The organism is Pedobacter ginsenosidimutans, from assembly GCF_001442625.1.
GTDB classification, from domain to species: Bacteria; Bacteroidota; Bacteroidia; order Sphingobacteriales; family Sphingobacteriaceae; genus Pedobacter; species Pedobacter ginsenosidimutans.
Genome location: NZ_LMZQ01000016.1, coordinates 1 through 21,717, shown reverse-complemented (window position 1 = coordinate 21,717; position 21,717 = coordinate 1). Strand labels below are relative to the sequence as shown.

The following is a 21,717-nucleotide window of genomic DNA, read 5'->3' as shown; positions in this document are numbered from 1 at the left end:
GAGGAAAGATCTTTGAACTACAGATGGCTGGTTATGGAGAGACCCAGCTTCGGGTTTAAAAACATCTCAGTAACCTGCTGATCAAAATGGTTATTCATAATGCCCTGATAAACCTGTTCTGAAACACAGTACAATAGATCTATTTTTTCAAACAGTCGCATCACATCCGTTTCACTGATCGTGTAATTATTTTCGTACCGAACAGCCAGATAAGCCTCATCAAGCAAATGCAACAGGGAAACCTCTTCCTCATCATCATTAAAAAGCTCAGAAAGTGGTTTAACATAGGCTTTAACATACAGTTGATGGGCACTGATGCGGTGCGTTTTTTTATCCTTTCCCATTACCAAAATTTCAATGGCTCTGTACATTAAATCGAAAACCTGGTGCAGCATAAAAGCGCAATGTTCGAAATTTCGGTGTTTAAAATAGAAATTGGCTCCTGATAAAAATTTGTTGGCCTTACTAGTTTCGTGTTGATAGGTGCTGCTAACCCGATCTGCAACGAACTCAGGTGCCCCACATTCAAGAAAACTTCCAGATTTACTAAATAAGCAATTTTGAGCTGCCGTGGCATAGTAAAAAAACAAACTCCCCGCTAGCAAAGCTTGCTCAACCTCGTGCACATGGAAAACCCGATAAGTAAATTCCATTTGCCCATTAAATACAATATTTAATACCGGCGTTAATTCGTTTAAAATACGCACATGTTTAAACGAAACCATAATCAGCATTTCTTGTACTGCTTTACCGGCAAAAAAAATGTTATGGAGATAAACATATTGAATGGGTACCGCAGCTGTAATACGCTTTAATAAACGCATTACGGTTTCTTCTTTTATGGCACTGTGGCTAAGATTTAAGGATTTATTCCGCATAATGCCGCCTTTCTCTAACATCATCACTCAATGAAGGATTCCCAATCATCAGAAAAAAAGCTTCCATGATCATCAGCATGGCTTCGTACTGCTCAAATAAAAATTCTTTATCCATCAGTTTAATGCTGCTCCCGGCACTAAAGGCAGCATACAACCACTCTAAAAGGCCTAAGCGCAATTGTTTAATTTTTTCAGGAATGAAAAAAGACGCTACAAAGCGATAAGGATTTTCTATGTGTTCGGGCGCCAGCGTATTTACTTCGAAAAGGCCTTTGTTATACACTTCGCTTGTAATAAAACGATCTGCTGTAATTAAGCCTTCAGGCAAGGCTTCCTGATAAATCAACTTTTTGTTTGCAATTAAATAGCCAGCGTTAAGCAATTTCGTAAACTGGTTATACAGAAAAAAATAATCGGCAACATCATTTAAACGGTGCGCTTCTGATAAGGCCATTTTATACCATTTTTTCAGGTATGTTTTATGCCCTGCAAGGTTATCCAAACTAAAGAAAAATTCAATTGCCTTAAACGGATCATCAAATAATTCCTGATCGAAAGCCAGAGGCGATGTACTTTCGAACATGGCCATATGGTAATAGCGATCGATGCTTTTAAAACTATTTTTAGTAATGAGCCTTTCGTGGATGAGCCAACAGGCCTCCAGCATTTTCATGGTATTCTCATAAAACGCGGCAACATACTGATCCCAATCCAGATCGAGCTTATTTTCCAATCCGGCCAGTAACCATTCCTTATAAACGATCTTATAGCTATCCGATTCAAAGAAGATAAAAATATCTAAAAAAGTAAATTTTGGATTTTTCATTTCGCCCTTGCTCAACAACTTCGGGCAATAATCAAGCACAACCGATTCGCGTTCCAGATTACATTCGTCAAGCTCAATCGCTTTTACAAAGGCCGTATCAGCTTCAATCCGGTTAAAAATTAAATCCGAATAATCGAACAGTGGCACCAGTTTTTCATAAAACCCCAATAGCTTTGCAGGGTGCTTTTGTGGCGAATAATCGAATTCGTTTTGAGGTGGGTTTATCCAGTTTTTTAAAAAATTTAAATGATGGCCTACACCATCCGATAGAAAAAAGTTTTCAATGGCATCAATAAATGCCATAGTTTCTTTTTTAAAATTTGCGATCCCTTCCATAGCGTATATTTTTTAAATGATTATATTAGCTAACGAATTTAGCAAAATAAATAAGTATTTACTTATAAAAAATAAGAAAACCTTACTGAATATATGCAACAATCTGAAAATCAGCGACTAAAAATCCTAATGGATTTGTTAAAATTTAGGACTCAAAAAGAGTTTGCTGAAGCCTTAAATATTAAGGCTGGGTCTTTATCAGATGTTCTTCGGGAAAGAGGCGGTTTAAAAGTATCCAATGCGATTAAAGATAAACTCGAACTTAAATTCGACGTAAATTTAACATGGCTTGAAAACGGAACGGGCGAACCATTTTTTAAAAAGAAACCAGCCGTTGGCGAAAGCAAAGAAGGTGTTCCCTATTTCGATATGAGCCTATCGGATGCTAAAGATCATATGGTAGAAGAACAACGGGCAGAATATCTGGTAAATTACCTCCCTTTTAACGATTGTACGGCCTATTTACCGGTTTATGGCGATAGCATGTACCCTAAATATGCCGCAGGCGAAATTATAGCCATAAAAGAAATTACCAATTACGAAATTCTACAATGGGGCGAAGCTTATGTGGTGATGACGGATGAAGATAGTAACAGTTTACGTACCATAAAACTAATTTTTCAGCACACCGATAATACCAAACTAATCCTCCGTTCTTCAAATCCAAATTTTAAAGGCGATACCGTAATCCGTAAAAAAAACATCCAGGCACTTTATATTATCAAAGGAAAAATTACACGGAATATTATTTAGCTGAACAGTTTTCAGTTCGCAGTTGGCGGTTAACAGTTTATAGCTAACTGAAAATTGCAAATTGCCAACTGAATCTGCGTCATCATCTTTTATCAGCGGGAATGAATAAAAAAGGGTTCCCGCAGATCAGCAGATTTCCGCGGATTTTAAAAAAGCTATATGGGAGTTTGTGTTAAAAAGTGCCACTTTGAAGGTTAATTTATTGCGATGAACCGTCATTGCGAGAAGGCTTTTTCAGCCGACGAAGCAATCTTTCTAGCAAGAATCACTAATATGAAAGATTGCTTCGTCGTTCCTCCTCGCAATGACGACTCATGACGACCGCATGATCAAAATCATCACCCACACGCATAAAACTATCATCCGCACGCCTAAAACTCCAAACTAAAAAAGCGGCCCGATCAATGATCAGCCCGCTTTCCTTATTATGTATATTAACTTTTTAGTATCCCGGATTCTGATACATTTTAACCGGATCTAATTTCACCTCATCAAAAGGAATAGGATAATACCTGTCTTTTGTGGTTACGTTAGTCAGCTTAGCAATTCCATACGCCGACTGTGGTTTCGCTTTTAAGTAAGTAACCAACTCTGCAGCAGTAAAATTCCTGATTAAATCAAACCATCTTTGGTGTTCGAAAGCAAACTCTACCCTACGCTCGTGTAAAATGGCAAGCTTTAAAGTCGGGAATTTAGCCGCATAAGTAGCATCCGTTTTGGCTACAGCGTATAATGGCATTCCAGCCCTTGCCCTAACCATATCTAAATATTGAATAGCTATTGCATCGTTGCCCTGCAACATATTTACTTCTGCAAGCATTAATATTACATCGGCATAACGCATTAAAATCCAGTCGTTGCCTCCATAACCCGCATTGGTTGCCAATTGGCTCGCATCCCGGAATTTGGTGATAAACCAATCTTTTACAATCGGATCATTAGCAAATTTAACAGAGAAATCTTTCCTTAAATCGTTTGTTTCGTATTCATTAATCAGATCAAGTTTTACATTGCCACCAATACCGGTAGAAGGTTTAAGCGAGTTGATGGTTTCGCCTTTGGCCTGGTTATTTGCGGCAATGCTCGAGCTAAAACTAATATCGCCCTGTTTATTTGAAATCTGAAAAATCAGCTCTTTACAGGTCGCTTTTTTCGCTACGTCAAAAACATCTGTATATGGAATTTCTGATAAATTTCCGAAAGCTTTCATATTGTAAGCTGCCATCAGATAAGTATTCGCATTGCTTATGTTCTCGGTTTTATTTGCTGGTAATGTAGCCGCCATTGTTAAATAAGCTTTACCCAGATACGCGTTTATTGCCGCTTTTGAAGTTCTACCTATGTTCGCTCCTGTTTGGAAATTCGGTAAGGTGCTGTTAAGGGCATCTTTTAAATCGGTTACAATCTGGTTGTATACATCCGCTTCAGGCACACGAAAAGTGTTCTCTTTTACTTCATCGGCTGTGCTAAGCTGTTTGGTTACCACTGGCACAGGTCCCCATTTCCTCACCAGTTCGAAATACATAATCGCCCTGATAAACTTGGCTTCTGCCTTATAATTTTCTTTGGTGGCCGCATTAGCAAAAGATACTTTATCAATGTTTGTCAATACAACATTAGTTCTGCCAATGGCCTCATAAAGTGCCAGCCAATGGCTCCTTAAATAAGAATTGCTTGGCAGGAGCGAAAAATCATTAAACTGAAATGGTTCACCGGCATTACTCTGGTTATCATTCCTACCCGCATCGTCCGAGCGCTCATCGGTAAACAGACCGCTGTTCTCTCCAAGGGTATTGCTGCTTCTAAGCGATTGGTAAACACCATTAACAGCCAGCAACACATCATTTTCTGTTTTAAAATAGTTTTCTACAGCAATGGCGTTGGGATTACTCTGATTTAGAAAATCTTTTTTACAGGCACCCAAACTTAAAATTGCACTTAGGGCCAATACTTTATAAATATGTTTTTTCATTTCTTTAGTTCTAAAAAGTCAATTTGATACCAAGGTTATAGGTTCTGGCCAATGGATAGTTTCCATAATCTACACCAGGAGCAAGGTTATTGCCCGCACTATAATCTACCTCAGGGTTATAACCTTTATAATCTGTAATGGTAAAGGCATTATCTACACTGGCATAAATGCGGATATTGCTCACCTTAAGCGTATTGGCCAATTGCTTTGGAAAACTGTAGCCTAAAGTAATATTGGTACACCTGAAATAAGATCCATCCTGGATGTAAAATGACGATAAACGCGTGCTGTTACTTTGTGTGCCCGCACGCGAGGCGCGGTAGTTTAAACCACTGCCTGGATTGGCTTCATTTCTGTAACGATCGGCAACCTCTACATATTGGTTTCCTGAACCTTCAAAGTTGTACAGGTAATAATCCTGTCCGTCTAAAACCTGGTTTCCGTACGATCCGTTAAATGATGCCCTTAAATCGAACGTTTTGTAAGAAGTGTTTAAGGCGAAACCATAGGTAAATTTTGCATATGGTGTGCCAATTACGGTTTTATCTGCATCGTTTACAATACCGTTACCATCAGTATCCTGAAAATATAAATCGCCGATTTTTGCCGGGTTGGTAGAAGCAGCTGATGGCGCTACCTTGCCTAAATTATCGGCCGTAATTCTACCCAAAACCTTAAATCCATAAAACATACCTATCGGCTGGCCCTCTTGTGTAACGTGTGTAATGTACGAACGCTCTGCACCAGCGGTAAATATCGTACTATTACCGCCCAGGTCTAAAACCTTGTTTCGGTTTGCCGCGATGTTTCCACTTAAGCCGAAAGTAAAGTTTTCGTTTTGGATAATTTTGCCATCAATCTGCAAATCGAAACCCTTATTGCGCACCCTACTATCAGTAAGATTGGTTAAAATTGATGAGGTTCCGGCAATTGCAGAAAGCGGTTTGTTAAACAATAAGTTGAAAGAATAACTTAAATAATAATTTGCCATAATCGATACACGGTTTTTGAACAGACTGATATCGGTACCAAAGTTGAACTGGGAAGTAGATTCCCACCCTAATCCCCTGTCCTGAATGCTACTTGGCCAAATGGCCGTAGAAATCGCGCTTCCGAAAACCGCGCCACCTGGTGCGCTTAACTCTTGCAGTGTCCGGTAATCCGGGATATTATTATTTCCACTTAAGCCCCAACTGGCCCTTAGTTTAACTCTCGATTGTTCACCCAAAAAGTTATTGTAAAAACTTTCATCAGATAAATTCCAGCCCGCAGCGATTGAAGGAAAGACACCGTACTTATTTAACGGACCAAACCTCGAAGAACCGTCGCGACGGAAGGAACCAGTTAAAAAGTATTTGCCCGCATAATTATAGCTGAAACGGCCAAAATAAGAGAGTAAAGTAGTAACCGTTTTACCTGTTCTGTTACGGTCTAGCGTAAAAAAACCCGCATCAGCTCCTTTATCCGTAATTTCACCAATATAATCGTTCTGGAACCCGCTTGCTGCTACCCTGATCAGATCACTTGATGTTTTTTGGGCAGAATATCCACCTAAAACATCTATGCTATGTTTGCTAAAGGTTTTATTGTAATTTAAAGTAAACTCTGCCAGTTGATCTACCTGACTAAGCGTTTGCGCAATTGCATTTGCAGCCCTGATCGATTCAGGAGAGTAAGGCGGGGTATTGCCACTGCTTAAGCTGGTAGGCAAATAATATTCATATTTCTCATTGTATGTTTGTGTTCCTAAGTTAGCCTTAAAATTAAGCCCCTCTAAAATTTTGTAAGTAGCATTGGCATTATAATTACTTCTATTGCTCTTTCTGGTAATCTTTAACTGTTCAACCGTTGCCAAAGGATTTTCAGGGTTTTGTATGCCAAACTGAGAAGACAGTGCACCCATTCCAAATTGGATAGGATTCCCGTTCGCATCTCTTGCTGGCAGATAAGGTAAATAAATTAATGCCGACATCATCGGACTTAAGTTATAACGTCCTTCCTGTACCTCTCTATTGTCATTCTTTGTGTAAGCTATGTTTGCCCCCACATGTAAACGTTCGCTCACATTTCCATCAATATTCCCCCTAAAGTTGGTTACCTTTTGGTTGGTGTTGGTTACAATACCATTGTTGTTCTGGTAGCCACCACTTAAAAAGTATTTTACATCTTTGGTACCGCCAGAAAAGGAAAGGTTATGGCGTTGAAAAGCCGCATTGCGATAGAGTTCATCCTGCCAGTCGGTATTATAAGCCGCAGGGATAGCCTGTTGCGTACTAAAATTATAAAGATCGGCCGGAATACTTACACTACTTCCATTACCTACATTGGCAATACGTGTAGTATTGTTATCGCTGAACATGGCATCATTCCAGGTTTTGCCCGAGTTTACCCATAAATCTTTATAGGCATTGTTACGTCCGTCGATTAAAAGCTGTATAAACTGGTTGGCATCCAATAACTTTACTTTTTTAGCCAACTGAGAAATACCACCCTGAACATCGTATTCAAACTTTCCTTTTCCATCCGCACCTCTTTTAGTTGTAATTAATACGACCCCACCCGATGCTCTTGATCCGTAAATGGCTGCAGAAGCCGCATCTTTTAAAATGTCGATGGTTTCGATATCCTCTGGATTGATGGATACGTTGTTTCCTGCCGGATAACCATCAATTACATATAAGGGATCTGAACTGGCGTTAATGGATCCGATACCCCTCACCCTAATTTTGGTACCCGAATATGGCGCACCACTGGTTTGCGATACCTGAACCCCTGCAACCTTACCAACCAATGCCTGGCCAACAGTAGGAGAAGTTAAGTTCATTTCGCTGGCTTTAACACTACTGATGGCACCGGTTACGTCCGATTTTCTGATCTTCTGGTAACCAATGGCCACAACCTCATTAAGTGTATTGCTGCTTTCTTTTAAAGTAACATTAATATTGGAGCGGCCGTTAACTGCAACTTCCTGATTATCGTAACCGATATAAGAAAACACTAAAATTGCACCTTCTTCTACATTAATTGAATATTTACCATTTGGATCAGTAACAGTTGTTTTTTTTGTTTTCTTTTCGAAAACACTTACTCCTGGTAAGGGTTGGTTATTTTGATCGGTAACTGTTCCGCTTACCGTGGCAAATGCTTTATGATGCAAGCCCGAAGCAGTTACTTCATAATTAATCGCTATTGCACTGGAATTACAGATGGCCAGTAAGCCTAACGGCAAAAGCAATTTCCGGCAAGCACTTTTTATACTTGCGGTTAAAAAAAATGATGTCATCCTTTTGTTCTTAGTAATGGTTTTGAAATATAATTGGGATTTTGTTTTAAGTAGAAGCGTAGATTTTCACATTTACATAGGCTTATCCTTTAAGGTTAACAAGTAATTTTTGAGCGTTCTACAGCGGCAAAAGTAACGGTGTACTTTTAACACGATGTATCTATTATGTTAACTCTATACACCAATTTGAACTGGCACTTTAAATTAATATTAAGCACCATTAGATATATAATAAATCGTTTTAATAACCATCAAAGCATAACATCTTGTTAATGTTTCTTTAATGGCCAATCTTTAAGTTTGCTTCCAAAACTTTGATGAAATCCCTTTATACCTTCTTTGTATTCTGCCTTTTTTGGCAGGGCTTATCTGCACAAGATTTAACAAGCCAGTCTTATCAGTTAATTAAGACCAGGAACGAAGTACAATACAAAAATTATTACCTGCTTACACTTTTCCAGCAATTGCCCGAACTGCGCAAAATGCTGAGTACAGATACGGCATTCAGCAACATCTATAAATCAAAAACGGCACAGGTAAATGAAGCCGTTGCAACCTGCAAAACAGACATTACATGTTACGCCAAAGCCTTAAAATTTACCAATGAGGAAATAGCCGATATCGGAAACCGTTTGGCCCTACTTTACACAGAAAACAATCCCTTGGGAAATTTGGTAAAAAATCATCTTATCCCATCAGGTTGTTATGCCATGTTTGCCAAAGAACAACGCAAAACCCTTTTAGTAAAAGCATGGGAACAAGATGCCCATGCCATTAATTATGCAATTGGCGTATACGTAGAAGGAAACAAGCCCAACTACCCCAAAATAGATTCGATCAGCTTTAACTTAAAGGATAAAACGTTCGCAGAACTTACTTCGGCAAGTGCATTGTTAGCCTTACATGGCAATAATAAGCTCTTTTTCGAACCTGCTATGTTATTTGCCCTGGAGGCTTTAGAACTGAACGAACGCAATGAGGCCGCTGATTACGAACCGATGAACAAAGGCGTAAACCTGGCCGCCATTAACCAGATCAAAAAAACAGATTGGAAAAAATATCCTTACAGCGTAATTCTGGTTCCAGGGGCTGGCCCGGAAGAAAAAGATGTTGCGCTAAGTGCTGGCGGAATGATCCGTTGCCGCTTAGCAGCCATACAATATAAAAAAGGTGTAGCCCCCTTTATTGTGGTATCGGGTGGCCGCGTTCACCCTTATAAAACCAAGTTCAGCGAAGCATACGAAATGAAGAAATTCCTGATTAAAGTACTTCAGATACCCGAAAGTGCCATTATTATGGAGCCTCATGCCCGTCATACCACCACCAACCTACGGAACTGTGCAAGGCTGATGTTTAGGTACGGGATGCCAGTAGATAAACCAGGTTTAGCCTGCACCGTAAAATCGCAGAGTTATAATATCACCAATCTGCTCCCCGAACGTTGCAAAAAAGAACTCGGCTACTATCCTTATAAAAACGGAAAACGTTTAAGTGATACCGAATCTGAATTCTATTTAAATACAACATCCCTACAGATTGATTTTGATGAACCTTTAGATCCTTAGTTTATGAAAACATTAAACCCAATTTTAGTACTGATCGTGATGTTTTTTGTGGCCAGGTACAATAAAACAGAAGGAAAGATCACAAAAACAATTACAATTGATTCATTAGGTGCCTGTCAGGGCATTTCTTACCAGAACGGAAGGTATTTTCTTTATGGCGATAGAGAAGTGGGCATCATGCGCGAATATCAGCTTCAGAAAGATTCGTTGATTTATCAGCATAAGGAATATAAGTTCACCGTTAAAGGCGAAAACATCATCAAACATCCCACGGGTATTGCCTATCACAAAGGCTTACCAACTTTTGTGGGTAATTCGGTAAAGCAAAATGCAGCAGGCACCATTTGGAAAGCGGTAATTAATTGTATCAACTGGGAAGGGTTTTTAAAAACCAGAAAATTAGATGGAAACCTGATTAAAAGCATTGAAGATGATGCCTGTATCCAGGGTACACGGCCTGAGTATGTAAATTATAAAGGGAAATGGTTCGTAGCAACGGCTGATTATGGCAATAAAGCCAATGAAGTACGGTTATACAATCCCGAAGCCTTATCAAAAGCCGATAAAACAAGTGAAAAGGGAATTCTCTTTAAAAAATTTACCTGCTCACCATGGGTACAGAACTTACATTGGATTGCGGCTAAAGGTATTTTGGTTTTAATCCAGAACCAGATGGAAGGGCGTAAATGGAGACTGACCTTTCTTGATCTGGAAAAATCTATTGCCAGCGGTCAGGAATCTGTTATCAAAGTTATAGACACCGATAAACCGGATGAGCTGGAAGGTTTTACCTTTACAGATCAGGTCGATAAAGGAATTGCCGTAAGTTCTTCGCGCAAAAACAATGTAAGTTTTATGGATTTTGCGGATGGCGGGTAGCGTCTGGCGGTAAGCTCAGCAATAAATAGCATTTCGTCCTATCGGTTGGTGTCTCACCGACCGAAAACGGATTTGTTAGTATGTTGAAATTAGGAAAAGAATGGCTTGTGGTTCTTGGCCGCTGGTAGCCCCGCTTTTCATTACAAGTCCGTGCTCGTTCCTCGCTACGTGCTTTCCATTACAATCGGGTTTAGGAACAAGGGTTTGTGCCCTTTGCAACCTCACAAATGAAAAACTGCACTACCTCTTAGCCCCGGTTGAAGCGTTACCCTGCAGCGACGAGGCATCCCGAACTTTCGGGAAAGCGTAAAAGCGAAAGACGGGAAGAAATTTAGTGTGTTTGCAGAAGCCTTGCGCTCCAAAACATAAGCTTGCAGTCGCCCTAATTTGTCAGTCTGCGCGTAGTCGAAGAACCCTAGATGCGTTTAACCATGTAAGGAATATAAGATCATGTAAGCTTATCTAGCAAAATAATCCTTCGACTACGCTCAGGATGACACTATGTAGTTTATCCTATCGGTTGGTGTCTCACCGACTAAACCATACAATTAAACAGCCACCCTTCTTTACTTTCCCTTTACACATCTTCACCGTATCTTTATTAATCAAAAAAAGGAAAGATATATGAATACTGAAAAAGCCATTCTTGCAGGCGGCTGCTTTTGGGGAGTAGAAGAACTGCTCCGTCATTACCCAGGTGTTACCTCTACTGTGGTAGGCTATACTGGTGGTGATGTTCCCAATGCCACTTACCGGAACCATGGTACACATGCCGAAGCCATTGAAGTTACCTTTGATCCAACTGTTTTAACCTACCGTAAATTATTAGAATACTTTTTCCAGATCCATGATCCGAGTACACGCAACAGACAGGGAAATGATGTAGGTACCTCGTACCGCTCAGCTATTTTTTACAATAGTGAAGAACAGAAAAACACTGCAAACGCATTAATTGCCGAGTTGGATGCGTCTGGTAAATGGCCTGGCAAAATTGTAACCGAAGTGGTACCGGAAACAGATTTCTGGAATGCGGAAGAAGAACACCAGGACTATTTACAGAAAAACCCTTACGGTTATACCTGCCACTTCGAAAGACCAGACTGGAAATTATAAATAAGATCGTCATTTCGACTAATCCCCGTGGTCTGTGTCCTCACAGACCACCTAGATTCTTAGAAAAGATTTATCCATTTCGTTGCACTTCAGGAAATGACGATATAGATTCATCTTCATTTCTGTAGTGGAGAAATCCTTGATGTAACATATAAAAACAAAATGGTCTGTGAGGACACAGACCATGGAAACAAATTATATAAAAGGCAATTTTCTTAATCGAAAATTGCCTTTTTGTTTAAAATAGGATCATGACCTAACCCATCCCCGTGGTCTGTGTCCCCACAGACCACCTAAATCCATAGAAAAGATTATCCATTTCATTGCACTTCAGGAAATGACGATATAGATTCATTTCCATTGTGGAGAAATCCTTGATGTAACGTATAAAAACAAAATGGTCTGTGAGGACACAGACCATGGGCGCAAATTATATAAAGGCAATTTTCTTAATCGAAAATTGCCTTTTTGTTTAAAATAGGATCATGACCTAACCCATCCCCGTGGTCTGTGTCCTCACAGACCACCTAGATTCTTAGAAAAGATTTATCCATTTCATTGCGTTTCAGGAGGATCATGACCTAATCATCATCATCTTTCTTCTTCTTCTCCAAAATCACAAAAGCACTCCGTTTTGGTGCTGGCATTACTGATTGTTCCCCTTTAACCGATTTCCATACCACCTCGTTTAAATCTAAATCCGGTGCCGAATCTTCCTTTGCAAAATTGAACAGTTCAGAACGTCTGCTGCTCTCATTCACTGCCACATTCCGCGTATCTAAATCGATAAGCGGCTGAATCACATTATAAGGTGTAAAATCAGGCGTAGCGGTAAAACATTCGTACAGTGGCATGGCAGCAGCATCGTACTGGCTCATTGGTGGCAAACCTAAAATAAGCTCCATTGTTCTTAAAAAACCGGAAGTAGAATACATCGTATGAACAGGTGTATTCCGCTTAACATAAGGACCAACCACATATGCTGGCGAACGGTGTGCATCAACATGATCTGGTCCGTTTTGTGCGTCATCTTCCAAAATAAAAACAACCGACTCCTTCCAGATCGAGCTGTGAGATAAATGCTCCAAAATACGACCTACTGCTAAATCGTTATCGGCAACTGCGGCCTGTGGCGAGTATTTACCTTTCTTTTGTCCGCTGGTATGATCGTTAGATATTCTTAAAGTATTAAACTGTGGTACAACGCCTGCCACCAGTAACGAATCGAAATCATGCTGCCATGCATCAACCCGAACCTGGTCTTTAATATCCATATCAAAACCTGGTGAAGCGGTGCACATATGACCCTGTAACGATTTAATATTCGCTTTTCCATAATCGCCAAACTCACCATAACTGCGGTAGCTTACTCCTGCCCTTTGGCAATAATCCCAGATAAAACCACCTTTAGGATAGGTAACCGGTCGGCCGCCTTCAAAGGTAGTACTTCCGCCGCGAGCACCATAACTGGTTGGCCAGGTTTTCTCAACTACATCTGTAGCGTAAGCAGCCATGCTCCAGTTGTGTCCATCGGCACTTACCTCTGCATCAACATAGAAATTGTCAAGCAGCACATAGTTTTCGGCAAAAGCATGCTGGTTAGGTGTAATTTTTCTGCCGAAAAGTGTTAAAGTAGAATCGCCGTTTCCTTTTGGTAAATCGCCAAGCACCTGATCGTAGGTTCTGTTTTCTTTAATGATATAAAAAACATGTTTAATGGGCGATTTTTCGTTCTGTTTACGCGGAATAGGATTTCCGGCTTCACCATCGGCCATGATCGTCCGCTTATCGGTAAAGGGCGTATTGGCATATACCTGTTTGGTATATGCTTTTAACTGCTCAGGTTTTGGTGCATCAATAAAAGATAAGGTTCCTTTAAACAAACCGGCAATATACTGCAACCGGCTATTGGCTGTACTGCCCATATGGTAACCGCTATTGTCGACTTTTGAAATCGGTTGCGGCCCTTGAGGGTTAGCCATAGGCGTATTTCCTTTACCGTTTGTAACCAAAATTTTCGAGCCTAAAACCTTCACACTTGTTGGATACCAGCCTACCGGGATAAAACCCTGGCTTAAGCTTAGTCCAGGTTTGCTCACATCAAAAACAGCCAAACAGTTGTTATCTGCATTGGCGATGTACAAAGTTTTTTCATTGGCACTCAAAGCCAAACCATTAGTGGTAGAGCCTGTTAACTGCGTGGCATAAAGGGTAGTAGCAATAGTTTCGATTACCTTATTATTCAAAGTATTAATTACCGAAACCGTATTGTCGTTTGCATTGGCTACGAATAAAATATTTCCTTTTTTATTAAGCAATAGTTCATTTGGATGATCGCCAACAGGAATACGCTGTGAAATGCTTTCTGAAACCAAATCGATAACCGCAATAGATTTTCCACCCCAGAGCGAAACATATAGTTTACTTTCATCTGCAGATAAAACGCAACTGTAAGCAATTGCAGGAAGCTGGATTTTTTTCAGGATCTGCTTTTCAGCCGGATTGATAATGTATAAACTGCTGTCTTCTTTGGTTACCGTATATAATTTACCGTTGTTTTTGTTTACAACAATCCCCGCCGGACTGATTTTCCCTTTTGGCCAAACGGGGCCTAGTTTAATCGTATCACTTTTGCCCAGTTTATCATTCTGGATATTAAAATCTAAAATCCAGTTGTCGTTACCGCCTGAGGCATAAAGGTGTTTTTCGTCTTTACTAAAAGCAATGCCGTACCAGGATTTGCTCAGCACTTTTTCATTAATAATCTTTTCTGTTTTCGCATCAAGCAATTGCAGCGACTGGGTGCTTTGCCCGTTATTGGTAATGGCGAGGTATTTACCCGAAGCGCTCAATTGCATATTTAAAGGCAGATCGCCCAATTGCAGCGAATGTCCCGCCGGACTCAGTTTCCACCCATTCGGCAATAAAATCTGCTGGGTACTTTCGTTTTTGCCGGGCCATTGTGCAAATCCTTTTTGGATGAACAGGAAACCGAATAATATAAATAGGTATGATTTTTTCATTTTCTTAAATTGATTTAGCAACACATTAACGATGAAGATTAAAATTAACCAGGGCCCTGATGGTATAGCCATTGCCTGAAGCTACGGAACCGATTTCGCGGATGGCCTCTGATGGGATTACCTGGCTACGGGTTGCATAAAAAACAGGTCCGCCAGAAAGAGAGAACGAAAGTTTTGAATGGTTTGGCTCCAGATTGATTGATGGCCCGATCATTACCTTTGCACCACCTTCTGCTTCATCCTTTTCCCAAAAGCCTTCTAAATCCTGTCCTAAGGCTTCAAAGCCAAGATATAAAACGTTAGAAACGCGGTGCTGATAGCCAAAACTGCTTATAAAATCGAGCTTATCCCTGGTTTTATCGAAAGCTTTTTCGAAACGAAGGTTACCCGCCATTCGCCAGTTTGTCTGATCGAACGAAGCGGTAATCCGGCTAATCGCAGAACCAATACTCGACCAATCTCTGCTTAAGCCTAAACCAGCACCTAACCTAAAACCAGTTATGCCTTTACCGCCTACTAAATCCCTGATCACTTCAGCCTGTTGGGCAGAGGTTACACCTCCTGAATTGGCAAAACCGATGGCCGCAGTGGCATACAAGGTTAACCTGCTGCCTAAATACCCTTTAACACCAAACTGTTGTCCTAGGCCATCATAACCAAACTGTCCGTTGGTTCTTTCGCCATAACTTCCAGAGTAATGGATATTCCAACGGGGATTTTCTGCGGTTAAGGTATTCAGCGAAAACAGAAAGGGCTGAGCGGCATCGGCTCCTCTTTTGATTTCAGGCGTGGTCTCATTTATTTTCTGTGCTGCACAGTTTAAAACAGCACCAGCAAAAATGAGCATCAAAAATGTCTTTTTCATTGCGATGATCTATCAATTAAAATTTGGTTTCATTTAATAGTGGCGATTGACTTGCATTTACCTGATAAGTCTGGATCTTATCATTTTCATCAACCTCTACAATCCGGTAACCTTTATAGGCTGTACCCCAGTTTCCACCAATATGTGCATCAAAAAAATGAGGAAGTTTATCAGTATAAAAAACGGCATCTAGACTGTGGTCATGCCCATGAAATACAGCCTTTACATTGGCATAACCATGCAGCAGTTTAATCGTATCCGGACAGTCTACAAAAGGGCTTTCGGGCACCCAGAAATGAGGTGGGATATGCAACACCACGAAAACAGTTTTCAGATTTTTAAACTTATCGAGCTCCTGCTTTAAAAAATCGTTGTTAGGGCATAAATAAGTGCCCTTGGTATCAGAAGTATTGGCCAAAACAAAACCTACTCCATTTTTTTCGAAAGAAAAGTTATCTTCGTAACCGAAAACCGATTTCCAGATCTTTGCATCAGCATGATCGTGATTACCTGGAATGGCGTAAAAAGGGACTTTAAGTTTATCGTAATATTCTTTTTTTACTTCCGATAATAGTTTCGGCCGGTCGTGAACAAGATCCCCATTAATAATCACAAAATTGAGTGGATTTTTATCATGCGATTCATTTAACCATTTCACAATATTCTCGTGGTGCAGTTTGTACTCCGTTCCAGGCTGACCATAATGTCCATCGGATGCGATAGCGAAACGTAATTTAGGTGCTTTGCCCGATCTGGCGGGAGCGCTGTGTTCTTCAGCAAATGAAGAAAGAACTGGCGAAATACTGGCTACTACAGCAGCAGCCAAACTATTTTTCAGAAAAAATCGTCTGTTAGACATAAGGATAAGATATGTTTTGTATCAAAGTCCAATATTAGCCTGACCAGACTTCTTAAACATAAATTTAATGTTATGATTAGGTTAACCGAAGCGTATCTGTGTATCAATTTTATAACAGAAATCACGCGCATATCTTCTCAAGCTTATCCCTCGGTCTGTGTCCTCACAGAACGGAAACAATGGTTTGCAATGAAAAATTCAATGAAAGAGCGAAAAATAAAAGGTCTGTGGAGACACAGACCTTGGGATTAGGCTAGAGATCATTAACCTACGGTATCTTAACTTTGGGTCTTCGACAAGCTCAGACTGACAATTAAAAAAGGAGCAATTATTTATTTTTGGTAAAAGACCCAAACGGATGTCATCCTGAGCCTGTCGAAGGACCTTCAACTTATTTAAGAAGATTCTTTCTATTTCGCAGGCAAACAATGTTATAGAATAATAATCGCCTGTTTTATCACCATATAAGCTGCCAGCGCGTATAAAAATATCGCTATCGATTTATTAATAATTAAGCTACTAAGGGCAAACTTCTCCTGAATATAAGTTGCAAAATGCGCATATAAGTAAAGTGCGAGTGTAGAACCAACGCCCGAGCCCAAACTAAAAATCACTAATGAAAGGTAATCCGTTTCGATCCATTGGTGTAAAATTACATAATTGCCAAAAAACAGCCAGAATGGAATCTGAACAGGGTTTAATACGCCTAAAATTAATCCATACAAAACACTTCCACTGCGCTTATCTTCTTTTTTGTTGCTAGTTTTAGGCACTTTTTTCCGGTTTTTCCAGGTAATGGTACCCATCACCAAAAACATCACGATCATAAAACAATCGACTAAAGTACTTAAGCGCACTTCGCTTACAGCCTCGTTCGGATTGATATCGCTCATGGCCCAGCGGGCAAAACGCATCATACCAAAGGTAAAAAACACTTCTACGCAAGAGAAGGAAAGAATAAAGTACCATACCTGCCGCATACCCTTATTAATGGCAAGCTGCGCAACGGTGAGATTAATGTTGCCAGGAGGAATATAGCCCATGGCATTGAGAATGATGCCTATGAAAAACGTTAGAAAAAGCATTGCCGAAATTATGGATTTAAATTTAAATGCGATGCTAAATATTTTCCGGTGTACGATTTTTCTACCTTAGCTAAATCTTCGGGGATACCCTCAAATACCACCTGACCGCCGCCATCGCCCCCTTCAGGGCCAATATCGATTACCCAATCGGCACATTTGATCATGTCCATATTATGTTCAATTACCAAAATAGTGTTCCCCTGTTCAATCAAGGTATTCAGCGCCTTTAACAGTTTTTTAATATCATGGAAATGCAGACCGGTTGTTGGCTCATCAAAGATAAACAGGGTTTTATTCGCATTATTTCCTTTAATCAAAAACGAAGCAAGTTTAATCCGCTGCGCTTCACCACCCGATAAGGTATTAGAAGATTGACCTAAATGTACGTAGCCCAGGCCTACATCAACCAATGGGTTTAATTTATTGAGGATCTTTTGTTCATCCTTAAAAAATTCTACCGCCTCTTCTATAGTCATATCCAAAATTTCGGATACATTTTTCTCTTTATAGGTTACATCTAAAACCTGCTGCTTAAAACGTTTACCGTTACAGGCCTCGCAAGGCAGGTAAATATCCGCCATAAACTGCATTTCGATCTTCACCTCTCCCTCACCCTGGCAAACATCGCAGCGGCCACCTTCTACGTTGAAAGAGAAAGCAGCTGGTTTTAAGCCCGCAGCTTTTGCCGATGCCAGACCCGAAAACAGGGCGCGGATATCATCCCAGGCCTTTACATAAGTAACCGGATTAGAACGACTAGAACGGCCAATCGGATTCTGATCAACCATTTCTACAGCACTTACCAGATCGTAATTGCCAAAAATGCCATCATAAGCACCCGTTTGCTCACCAGCGTAGTTGCCAATTGCCTTTTGCAGTGCAGGATATAGGATCTTTTTAACCAAACTGGTTTTACCCGACCCCGAAACACCACTTACTGCTGTAAAAACCCCTAAAGGAAACTTCACATCGATATTCTGCAGGTTGTTTTCCCTTGCTCCTTTAATCAGGATGTGATCTTTCCAATTACGGCGTTTATCCGGAATGGCAATTTTTTCTATTCCCGATAGGTAACGGCCTGTTAAGCTATTTTTATCTTTTAAAATCTCCTCATAATTTCCACTAAAAACCAAATTACCACCATGGGTACCAGCTTCAGGGCCGATATCGATAATATAATCGGCTGCACGCATCATTTCTTCTTCGTGTTCTACCACCAAAACAGTATTGCCTACATTACGGAGCGAGATCAGCACTTCGATCAGTTTATTGGTATCACGAGGGTGCAAACCAATGCTCGGTTCGTCCAAAACGTAAATAGAACCCACCAAACTACTTCCCAATGAAGTTGCCAGGTTAATCCTTTGCGATTCTCCACCCGAAAGCGTATTCGATAAACGGTTTAAGGTGAGGTAACCTAAACCTACATTGTTTAAATAAAGGAAACGGTTATCAATCTCTGCCAATAACCGTTTGGCAATTTTGGTATCGTTGGTGTTTAATTTCAGCTCGTTAAAGAAAACCAGCGCTTTTGCCAATGGCATCAGCACCACATCGATGATCGATTTTTCAGCAATCTTTACATAAGATGCATCCTTACGCAAACGCGAGCCTTTACAATCAGGACAGGTGGTTTTACCACGGTAACGTGATAACATTACGCGGTACTGGATTTTGTAGGTCTGCTCTTCCAGTTCTTTGAAAAAAGCATCGAGGCCCGCAAAATATTTATTTCCTGTCCAAAGTAAACGTTGTTCCGTTTCTGTTAAGGCACTATAAGGCCGGTGAATCGGGAAATCGAATTTTGGTGCAGCTTTAATAAAATTCTGCAACCATATATTCATTTTTTCGCCGCGCCAGGGGGCAATGGCATTATCGTAAATACTTTTGCTCTTATCGGGAATAACCAGATCTTCATCAATGCCGATTACGTTTCCATAACCTTCACAACGTTTACACGCACCATAAGGATTATTGAAAGAGAAAAAGTTCGGTGTAGGTTCTTCAAATTTTATTCCATCCAGTTCAAACCGATCGCTAAAATGTTTAGTTGTGCCCTGGGCTTCCACATAACAATCGCCTTTACCTTCAAAAAAAGCAGTCTGTGCCGAATCGGCCAATCTGCTTAATGTTTCTTCTTCCTGGTTGGTTACAATACGGTCGATCAGGATCTGAACGGTTTTATCATCCGTAAGTTCTTCATCTTTAAAATCAGCATCGTCTAAAACCGTTTCTATTTTTTCTATTTTATCGTTAATCAGAACGCGTAAAAATCCTTTCTGTAATAAAATAGCCAGTTCTTCCTTAATCGTACGGTTATTGTGTGGGTACAGCGGGCAAAAAATAGTAACCGTTGTATCTTCGGGCATGGCATTTACATAGTCTACCACCGTACTTACCGAATCCTTTTTCACTTCTTTTCCCGAAACAGGTGAAATGGTTTTACCGATCCGCGAGAAAAGCAGTTTGAGGTAATCGTAAATTTCGGTCGAGGTACCAACGGTAGAACGTGGATTGGAAGTAATAACCTTTTGTTCGATGGCAATTGCCGGAGCAATACCTTTAATATAATCAACATCGGGTTTATTCATCCGCCCCATAAACTGGCGGGCATAAGAAGATAAACTTTCTACATATCGGCGTTGCCCCTCCGCATATAAAGTATCAAATGCAAGCGAAGATTTCCCCGAACCCGACATACCTGTTACCACCACAAGTTTATTTTTTGGAATGGCAACATCGATGTTTTTTAGGTTGTGCACACGGGCACCTTTTATGATAATATTTTTATGCGGATCTTTTTCGGCCTCTTTTTTGCTCATGTATAGTAACGAATATAAATGTATAACCCCAGAATGTTGTTAGGGTTTTAAGAACATACAAAAATAGGGTACTGAGACGGTTAATTTATTTTTTAACATTTTATTTTTTGTTTTTTGATAAAAAAATAACTTTCTTTGAATATTAACAACCTCAAAACCAAACTAACACATTCAAAAAACATAGGAGAGAAGCTATAGAAATTAAACATCTACAAATTAATTTTTAGCAAATAGTACGGGATTTAGTGTAGGTAAACCTATGAATTTACAATCATATAATGATCAGGACCTGGTAAAGGTATATATTACCGGGAACGAGAATGGATTGCAGGAACTTTTAAGAAGACATAAAAGTAAAATTTATACCTCTATCTACTTATTGGTTAAAGACCAATATCTGGCGGAGGATATTTTTCAGGATGCTTTTATAAAAGTAATTAATACCCTGCGGTCGGGAAGATATAACGAAGAAGGCAAGTTTCTGCCTTGGGTAATGCGTATTGCCCATAACTTGGTTATCGATTATTTCAGAAAAGAAAAGAGAACACCAATCATCACCAGTGCTGATGGAATGGATGTATTCAATATGCTACACTTTTATGACGAGAGCGCGGAAGATAAAATGCTTCGCGACCAGACCCATAAAGATTTAAAAGCAATGATCCATTTATTGCCTGATGAACAGAAAGAAGTGCTCTTAATGCGCCATTACGCTGATTTAAGTTTTAAAGAGATAGCAGACTTAACCGATGTAAGCATTAATACAGCATTAGGCCGTATGCGTTATGCATTGAGTAATTTGCGTAAAATGCTTAAAACAAAGGAGATGACCTACAAAGGGTAGTAAAAATGTTACATAAAATTTTTTAGGGGTTGAAATAAAGCATCTGAACTATCGTTAAGTTTATAAAACTTATCACATTTAGTTGCTTATGACAAAAACCTCTACATCAAAAACAAATGTAAATTTACCTACACCTAACATGTTTCAGCCTAGAACTGATATTGAATCTGACGCAGAAATCGACTTATTTTATGATCAAATAAAAGGTAAGTTAGATAGACTGGCTAAAAATCCTCAAGATGAAACCATCAACAAGATTTTAGCTTACAGCAGAACAAAGTAGAAAATCTTTACATGAGCCAAAAAAGCTTGTTCCACAGGGTGGGGCAAGCTTTTTTTTATTTTATGCATTCAATAATTCATTTGCCATTCTTTCATTGGTAATTGCAAACCGGCTGGATCTATAACTGGCGGTGCTTTATTATACCTTCGCAAGTCATTAACTATTTGTCATCAAATATTTAACCATATAACCCTCCTATCCGTAGTGTTAAGCACAGCGTCACTACGGACTATCATATCATGTTGAGTTTCCAGATTCAACTTTTAGTTATGAACCAGAAATGAGTCAAAGACTCTTTTCCATAACTCAATCCGTAGAGACCCTTCGGAAC

The 21,717-nt window shown here is 39.9% G+C and carries 15 protein-coding genes; 6 read left to right on the top strand and 9 right to left on the bottom strand.

Annotation, left to right across the window (positions count from 1 at the left end):
- Nucleotides 1-17 precede the first annotated feature (17 nt).
- Both ASU31_RS18545 and ASU31_RS18540 read right to left on the bottom strand, forming a co-directional pair.
- Nucleotides 18-902, bottom strand: coding sequence for a HEPN domain-containing protein (locus ASU31_RS18545; RefSeq protein WP_083505425.1), 885 nt, complete (start codon nucleotides 900-902; stop codon nucleotides 18-20).
- Nucleotides 868-2,040: a hypothetical protein gene (locus ASU31_RS18540; RefSeq protein ID WP_057933775.1), complete on the bottom strand. Its 1,173-nt coding sequence runs from the start codon at nucleotides 2,038-2,040 to the stop codon at nucleotides 868-870. The genes ASU31_RS18545 and ASU31_RS18540 overlap by 35 nt, the downstream gene beginning before the upstream one ends.
- Nucleotides 2,041-2,169: 129 nt before the next feature.
- On the opposite strand from ASU31_RS18540, the gene ASU31_RS18535 reads away from it, so the two are divergent.
- The gene (locus ASU31_RS18535) at nucleotides 2,170-2,793 is read left to right on the top strand and encodes a S24 family peptidase (RefSeq protein ID WP_157258107.1); all 624 of its coding nucleotides are present in this window, start codon (nucleotides 2,170-2,172) and stop codon (nucleotides 2,791-2,793) included.
- Between the two features lie 442 nt (nucleotides 2,794-3,235).
- Here the strand turns inward: ASU31_RS18535 and ASU31_RS18530 are convergent, their stop codons facing one another.
- Together ASU31_RS18530 and ASU31_RS18525 are read right to left on the bottom strand one after the other, a co-directional pair.
- Nucleotides 3,236-4,765: a RagB/SusD family nutrient uptake outer membrane protein gene (locus ASU31_RS18530; RefSeq protein ID WP_057933773.1), complete on the bottom strand. Its 1,530-nt coding sequence runs from the start codon at nucleotides 4,763-4,765 to the stop codon at nucleotides 3,236-3,238.
- 10 nt (nucleotides 4,766-4,775) lie between these two features.
- Nucleotides 4,776-8,048, bottom strand: coding sequence for a SusC/RagA family TonB-linked outer membrane protein (locus tag ASU31_RS18525; RefSeq protein ID WP_057933772.1), 3,273 nt, complete (start codon nucleotides 8,046-8,048; stop codon nucleotides 4,776-4,778).
- A gap of 317 nt (nucleotides 8,049-8,365) precedes the next feature.
- Here ASU31_RS18525 and ASU31_RS18520 point away from each other — a divergent pair, with 317 nt between their 5' ends.
- The 3 genes from ASU31_RS18520 (at nucleotide 8,366) to msrA (ending at nucleotide 11,605) form a co-directional block, all read left to right on the top strand.
- A complete protein-coding gene (locus ASU31_RS18520) occupies nucleotides 8,366-9,613 on the top strand; it encodes a YdcF family protein (protein ID WP_209435020.1) in 1,248 nt (415 codons plus the stop codon).
- A 3-nt stretch (nucleotides 9,614-9,616) separates the two neighbouring features.
- Nucleotides 9,617-10,492: a hypothetical protein gene (locus ASU31_RS18515; protein WP_057933771.1), complete on the top strand. Its 876-nt coding sequence runs from the start codon at nucleotides 9,617-9,619 to the stop codon at nucleotides 10,490-10,492.
- 624 nt (nucleotides 10,493-11,116) lie between these two features.
- Complete coding sequence (gene msrA / locus ASU31_RS18510) at nucleotides 11,117-11,605, top strand: peptide-methionine (S)-S-oxide reductase MsrA (RefSeq protein ID WP_057933770.1); 489 nt, start codon at nucleotides 11,117-11,119, stop codon at nucleotides 11,603-11,605.
- A 581-nt stretch (nucleotides 11,606-12,186) separates the two neighbouring features.
- Here msrA and ASU31_RS18505 read toward each other — a convergent pair.
- The 5 genes from ASU31_RS18505 to uvrA form a co-directional block, all read right to left on the bottom strand.
- Nucleotides 12,187-14,628 carry a bifunctional YncE family protein/alkaline phosphatase family protein gene (locus tag ASU31_RS18505; RefSeq protein ID WP_083505424.1) on the bottom strand — a complete coding sequence of 814 codons (2,442 nt, stop codon included), beginning with the start codon at nucleotides 14,626-14,628 and terminating at the stop codon, nucleotides 12,187-12,189.
- 25 nt (nucleotides 14,629-14,653) lie between these two features.
- Nucleotides 14,654-15,493 (bottom strand): hypothetical protein, encoded by an 840-nt coding sequence (locus ASU31_RS18500; protein WP_057933769.1) that lies wholly within the window; start codon nucleotides 15,491-15,493, stop codon nucleotides 14,654-14,656.
- Between the two features lie 16 nt (nucleotides 15,494-15,509).
- On the bottom strand, nucleotides 15,510-16,352 hold the full coding sequence (locus ASU31_RS18495; protein ID WP_057933768.1) for a metallophosphoesterase family protein: 843 nt from the start codon (nucleotides 16,350-16,352) through the stop codon (nucleotides 15,510-15,512).
- Between the two features lie 431 nt (nucleotides 16,353-16,783).
- Entirely contained in the window at nucleotides 16,784-17,437 is a 654-nt protein-coding gene (locus tag ASU31_RS18490; protein WP_057933767.1) for a LysE family transporter, read from the bottom strand.
- A gap of 8 nt (nucleotides 17,438-17,445) precedes the next feature.
- A complete protein-coding gene (gene uvrA, locus ASU31_RS18485; protein WP_057933766.1) occupies nucleotides 17,446-20,259 on the bottom strand; it encodes an excinuclease ABC subunit UvrA in 2,814 nt (937 codons plus the stop codon).
- A gap of 259 nt (nucleotides 20,260-20,518) precedes the next feature.
- On the opposite strand from uvrA, the gene ASU31_RS18480 reads away from it, so the two are divergent.
- Both ASU31_RS18480 and ASU31_RS18475 read left to right on the top strand, forming a co-directional pair.
- The gene (locus tag ASU31_RS18480; RefSeq protein WP_057933765.1) at nucleotides 20,519-21,103 is read left to right on the top strand and encodes an RNA polymerase sigma factor; all 585 of its coding nucleotides are present in this window, start codon (nucleotides 20,519-20,521) and stop codon (nucleotides 21,101-21,103) included.
- Nucleotides 21,104-21,191: 88 nt separating this feature from the next.
- On the top strand, nucleotides 21,192-21,386 hold the full coding sequence (locus tag ASU31_RS18475) for a hypothetical protein (RefSeq protein ID WP_057933764.1): 195 nt from the start codon (nucleotides 21,192-21,194) through the stop codon (nucleotides 21,384-21,386).
- Nucleotides 21,387-21,717 lie beyond the last annotated feature (331 nt).

Coding starts and splice junctions, on each gene's coding strand:
- ASU31_RS18545 (WP_083505425.1), bottom strand. CDS start 902: ATGATGTTAGAGAAAGGCGGCATTATGCGGAATAAATCCTTAAATCTT.
- ASU31_RS18540 (WP_057933775.1), bottom strand. CDS start 2,040: ATGGAAGGGATCGCAAATTTTAAAAAAGAAACTATGGCATTTATTGAT.
- ASU31_RS18535 (WP_157258107.1), top strand. CDS start 2,170: ATGGATTTGTTAAAATTTAGGACTCAAAAAGAGTTTGCTGAAGCCTTA.
- ASU31_RS18530 (WP_057933773.1), bottom strand. CDS start 4,765: ATGAAAAAACATATTTATAAAGTATTGGCCCTAAGTGCAATTTTAAGT.
- ASU31_RS18525 (WP_057933772.1), bottom strand. CDS start 8,048: ATGACATCATTTTTTTTAACCGCAAGTATAAAAAGTGCTTGCCGGAAA.
- ASU31_RS18520 (WP_209435020.1), top strand. CDS start 8,366: ATGAAATCCCTTTATACCTTCTTTGTATTCTGCCTTTTTTGGCAGGGC.
- ASU31_RS18515 (WP_057933771.1), top strand. CDS start 9,617: ATGAAAACATTAAACCCAATTTTAGTACTGATCGTGATGTTTTTTGTG.
- msrA (WP_057933770.1), top strand. CDS start 11,117: ATGAATACTGAAAAAGCCATTCTTGCAGGCGGCTGCTTTTGGGGAGTA.
- ASU31_RS18505 (WP_083505424.1), bottom strand. CDS start 14,628: ATGAAAAAATCATACCTATTTATATTATTCGGTTTCCTGTTCATCCAA.
- ASU31_RS18500 (WP_057933769.1), bottom strand. CDS start 15,493: ATGAAAAAGACATTTTTGATGCTCATTTTTGCTGGTGCTGTTTTAAAC.
- ASU31_RS18495 (WP_057933768.1), bottom strand. CDS start 16,352: ATGTCTAACAGACGATTTTTTCTGAAAAATAGTTTGGCTGCTGCTGTA.
- ASU31_RS18490 (WP_057933767.1), bottom strand. CDS start 17,437: ATGCTTTTTCTAACGTTTTTCATAGGCATCATTCTCAATGCCATGGGC.
- uvrA (WP_057933766.1), bottom strand. CDS start 20,259: ATGAGCAAAAAAGAGGCCGAAAAAGATCCGCATAAAAATATTATCATA.
- ASU31_RS18480 (WP_057933765.1), top strand. CDS start 20,519: ATGAATTTACAATCATATAATGATCAGGACCTGGTAAAGGTATATATT.
- ASU31_RS18475 (WP_057933764.1), top strand. CDS start 21,192: ATGACAAAAACCTCTACATCAAAAACAAATGTAAATTTACCTACACCT.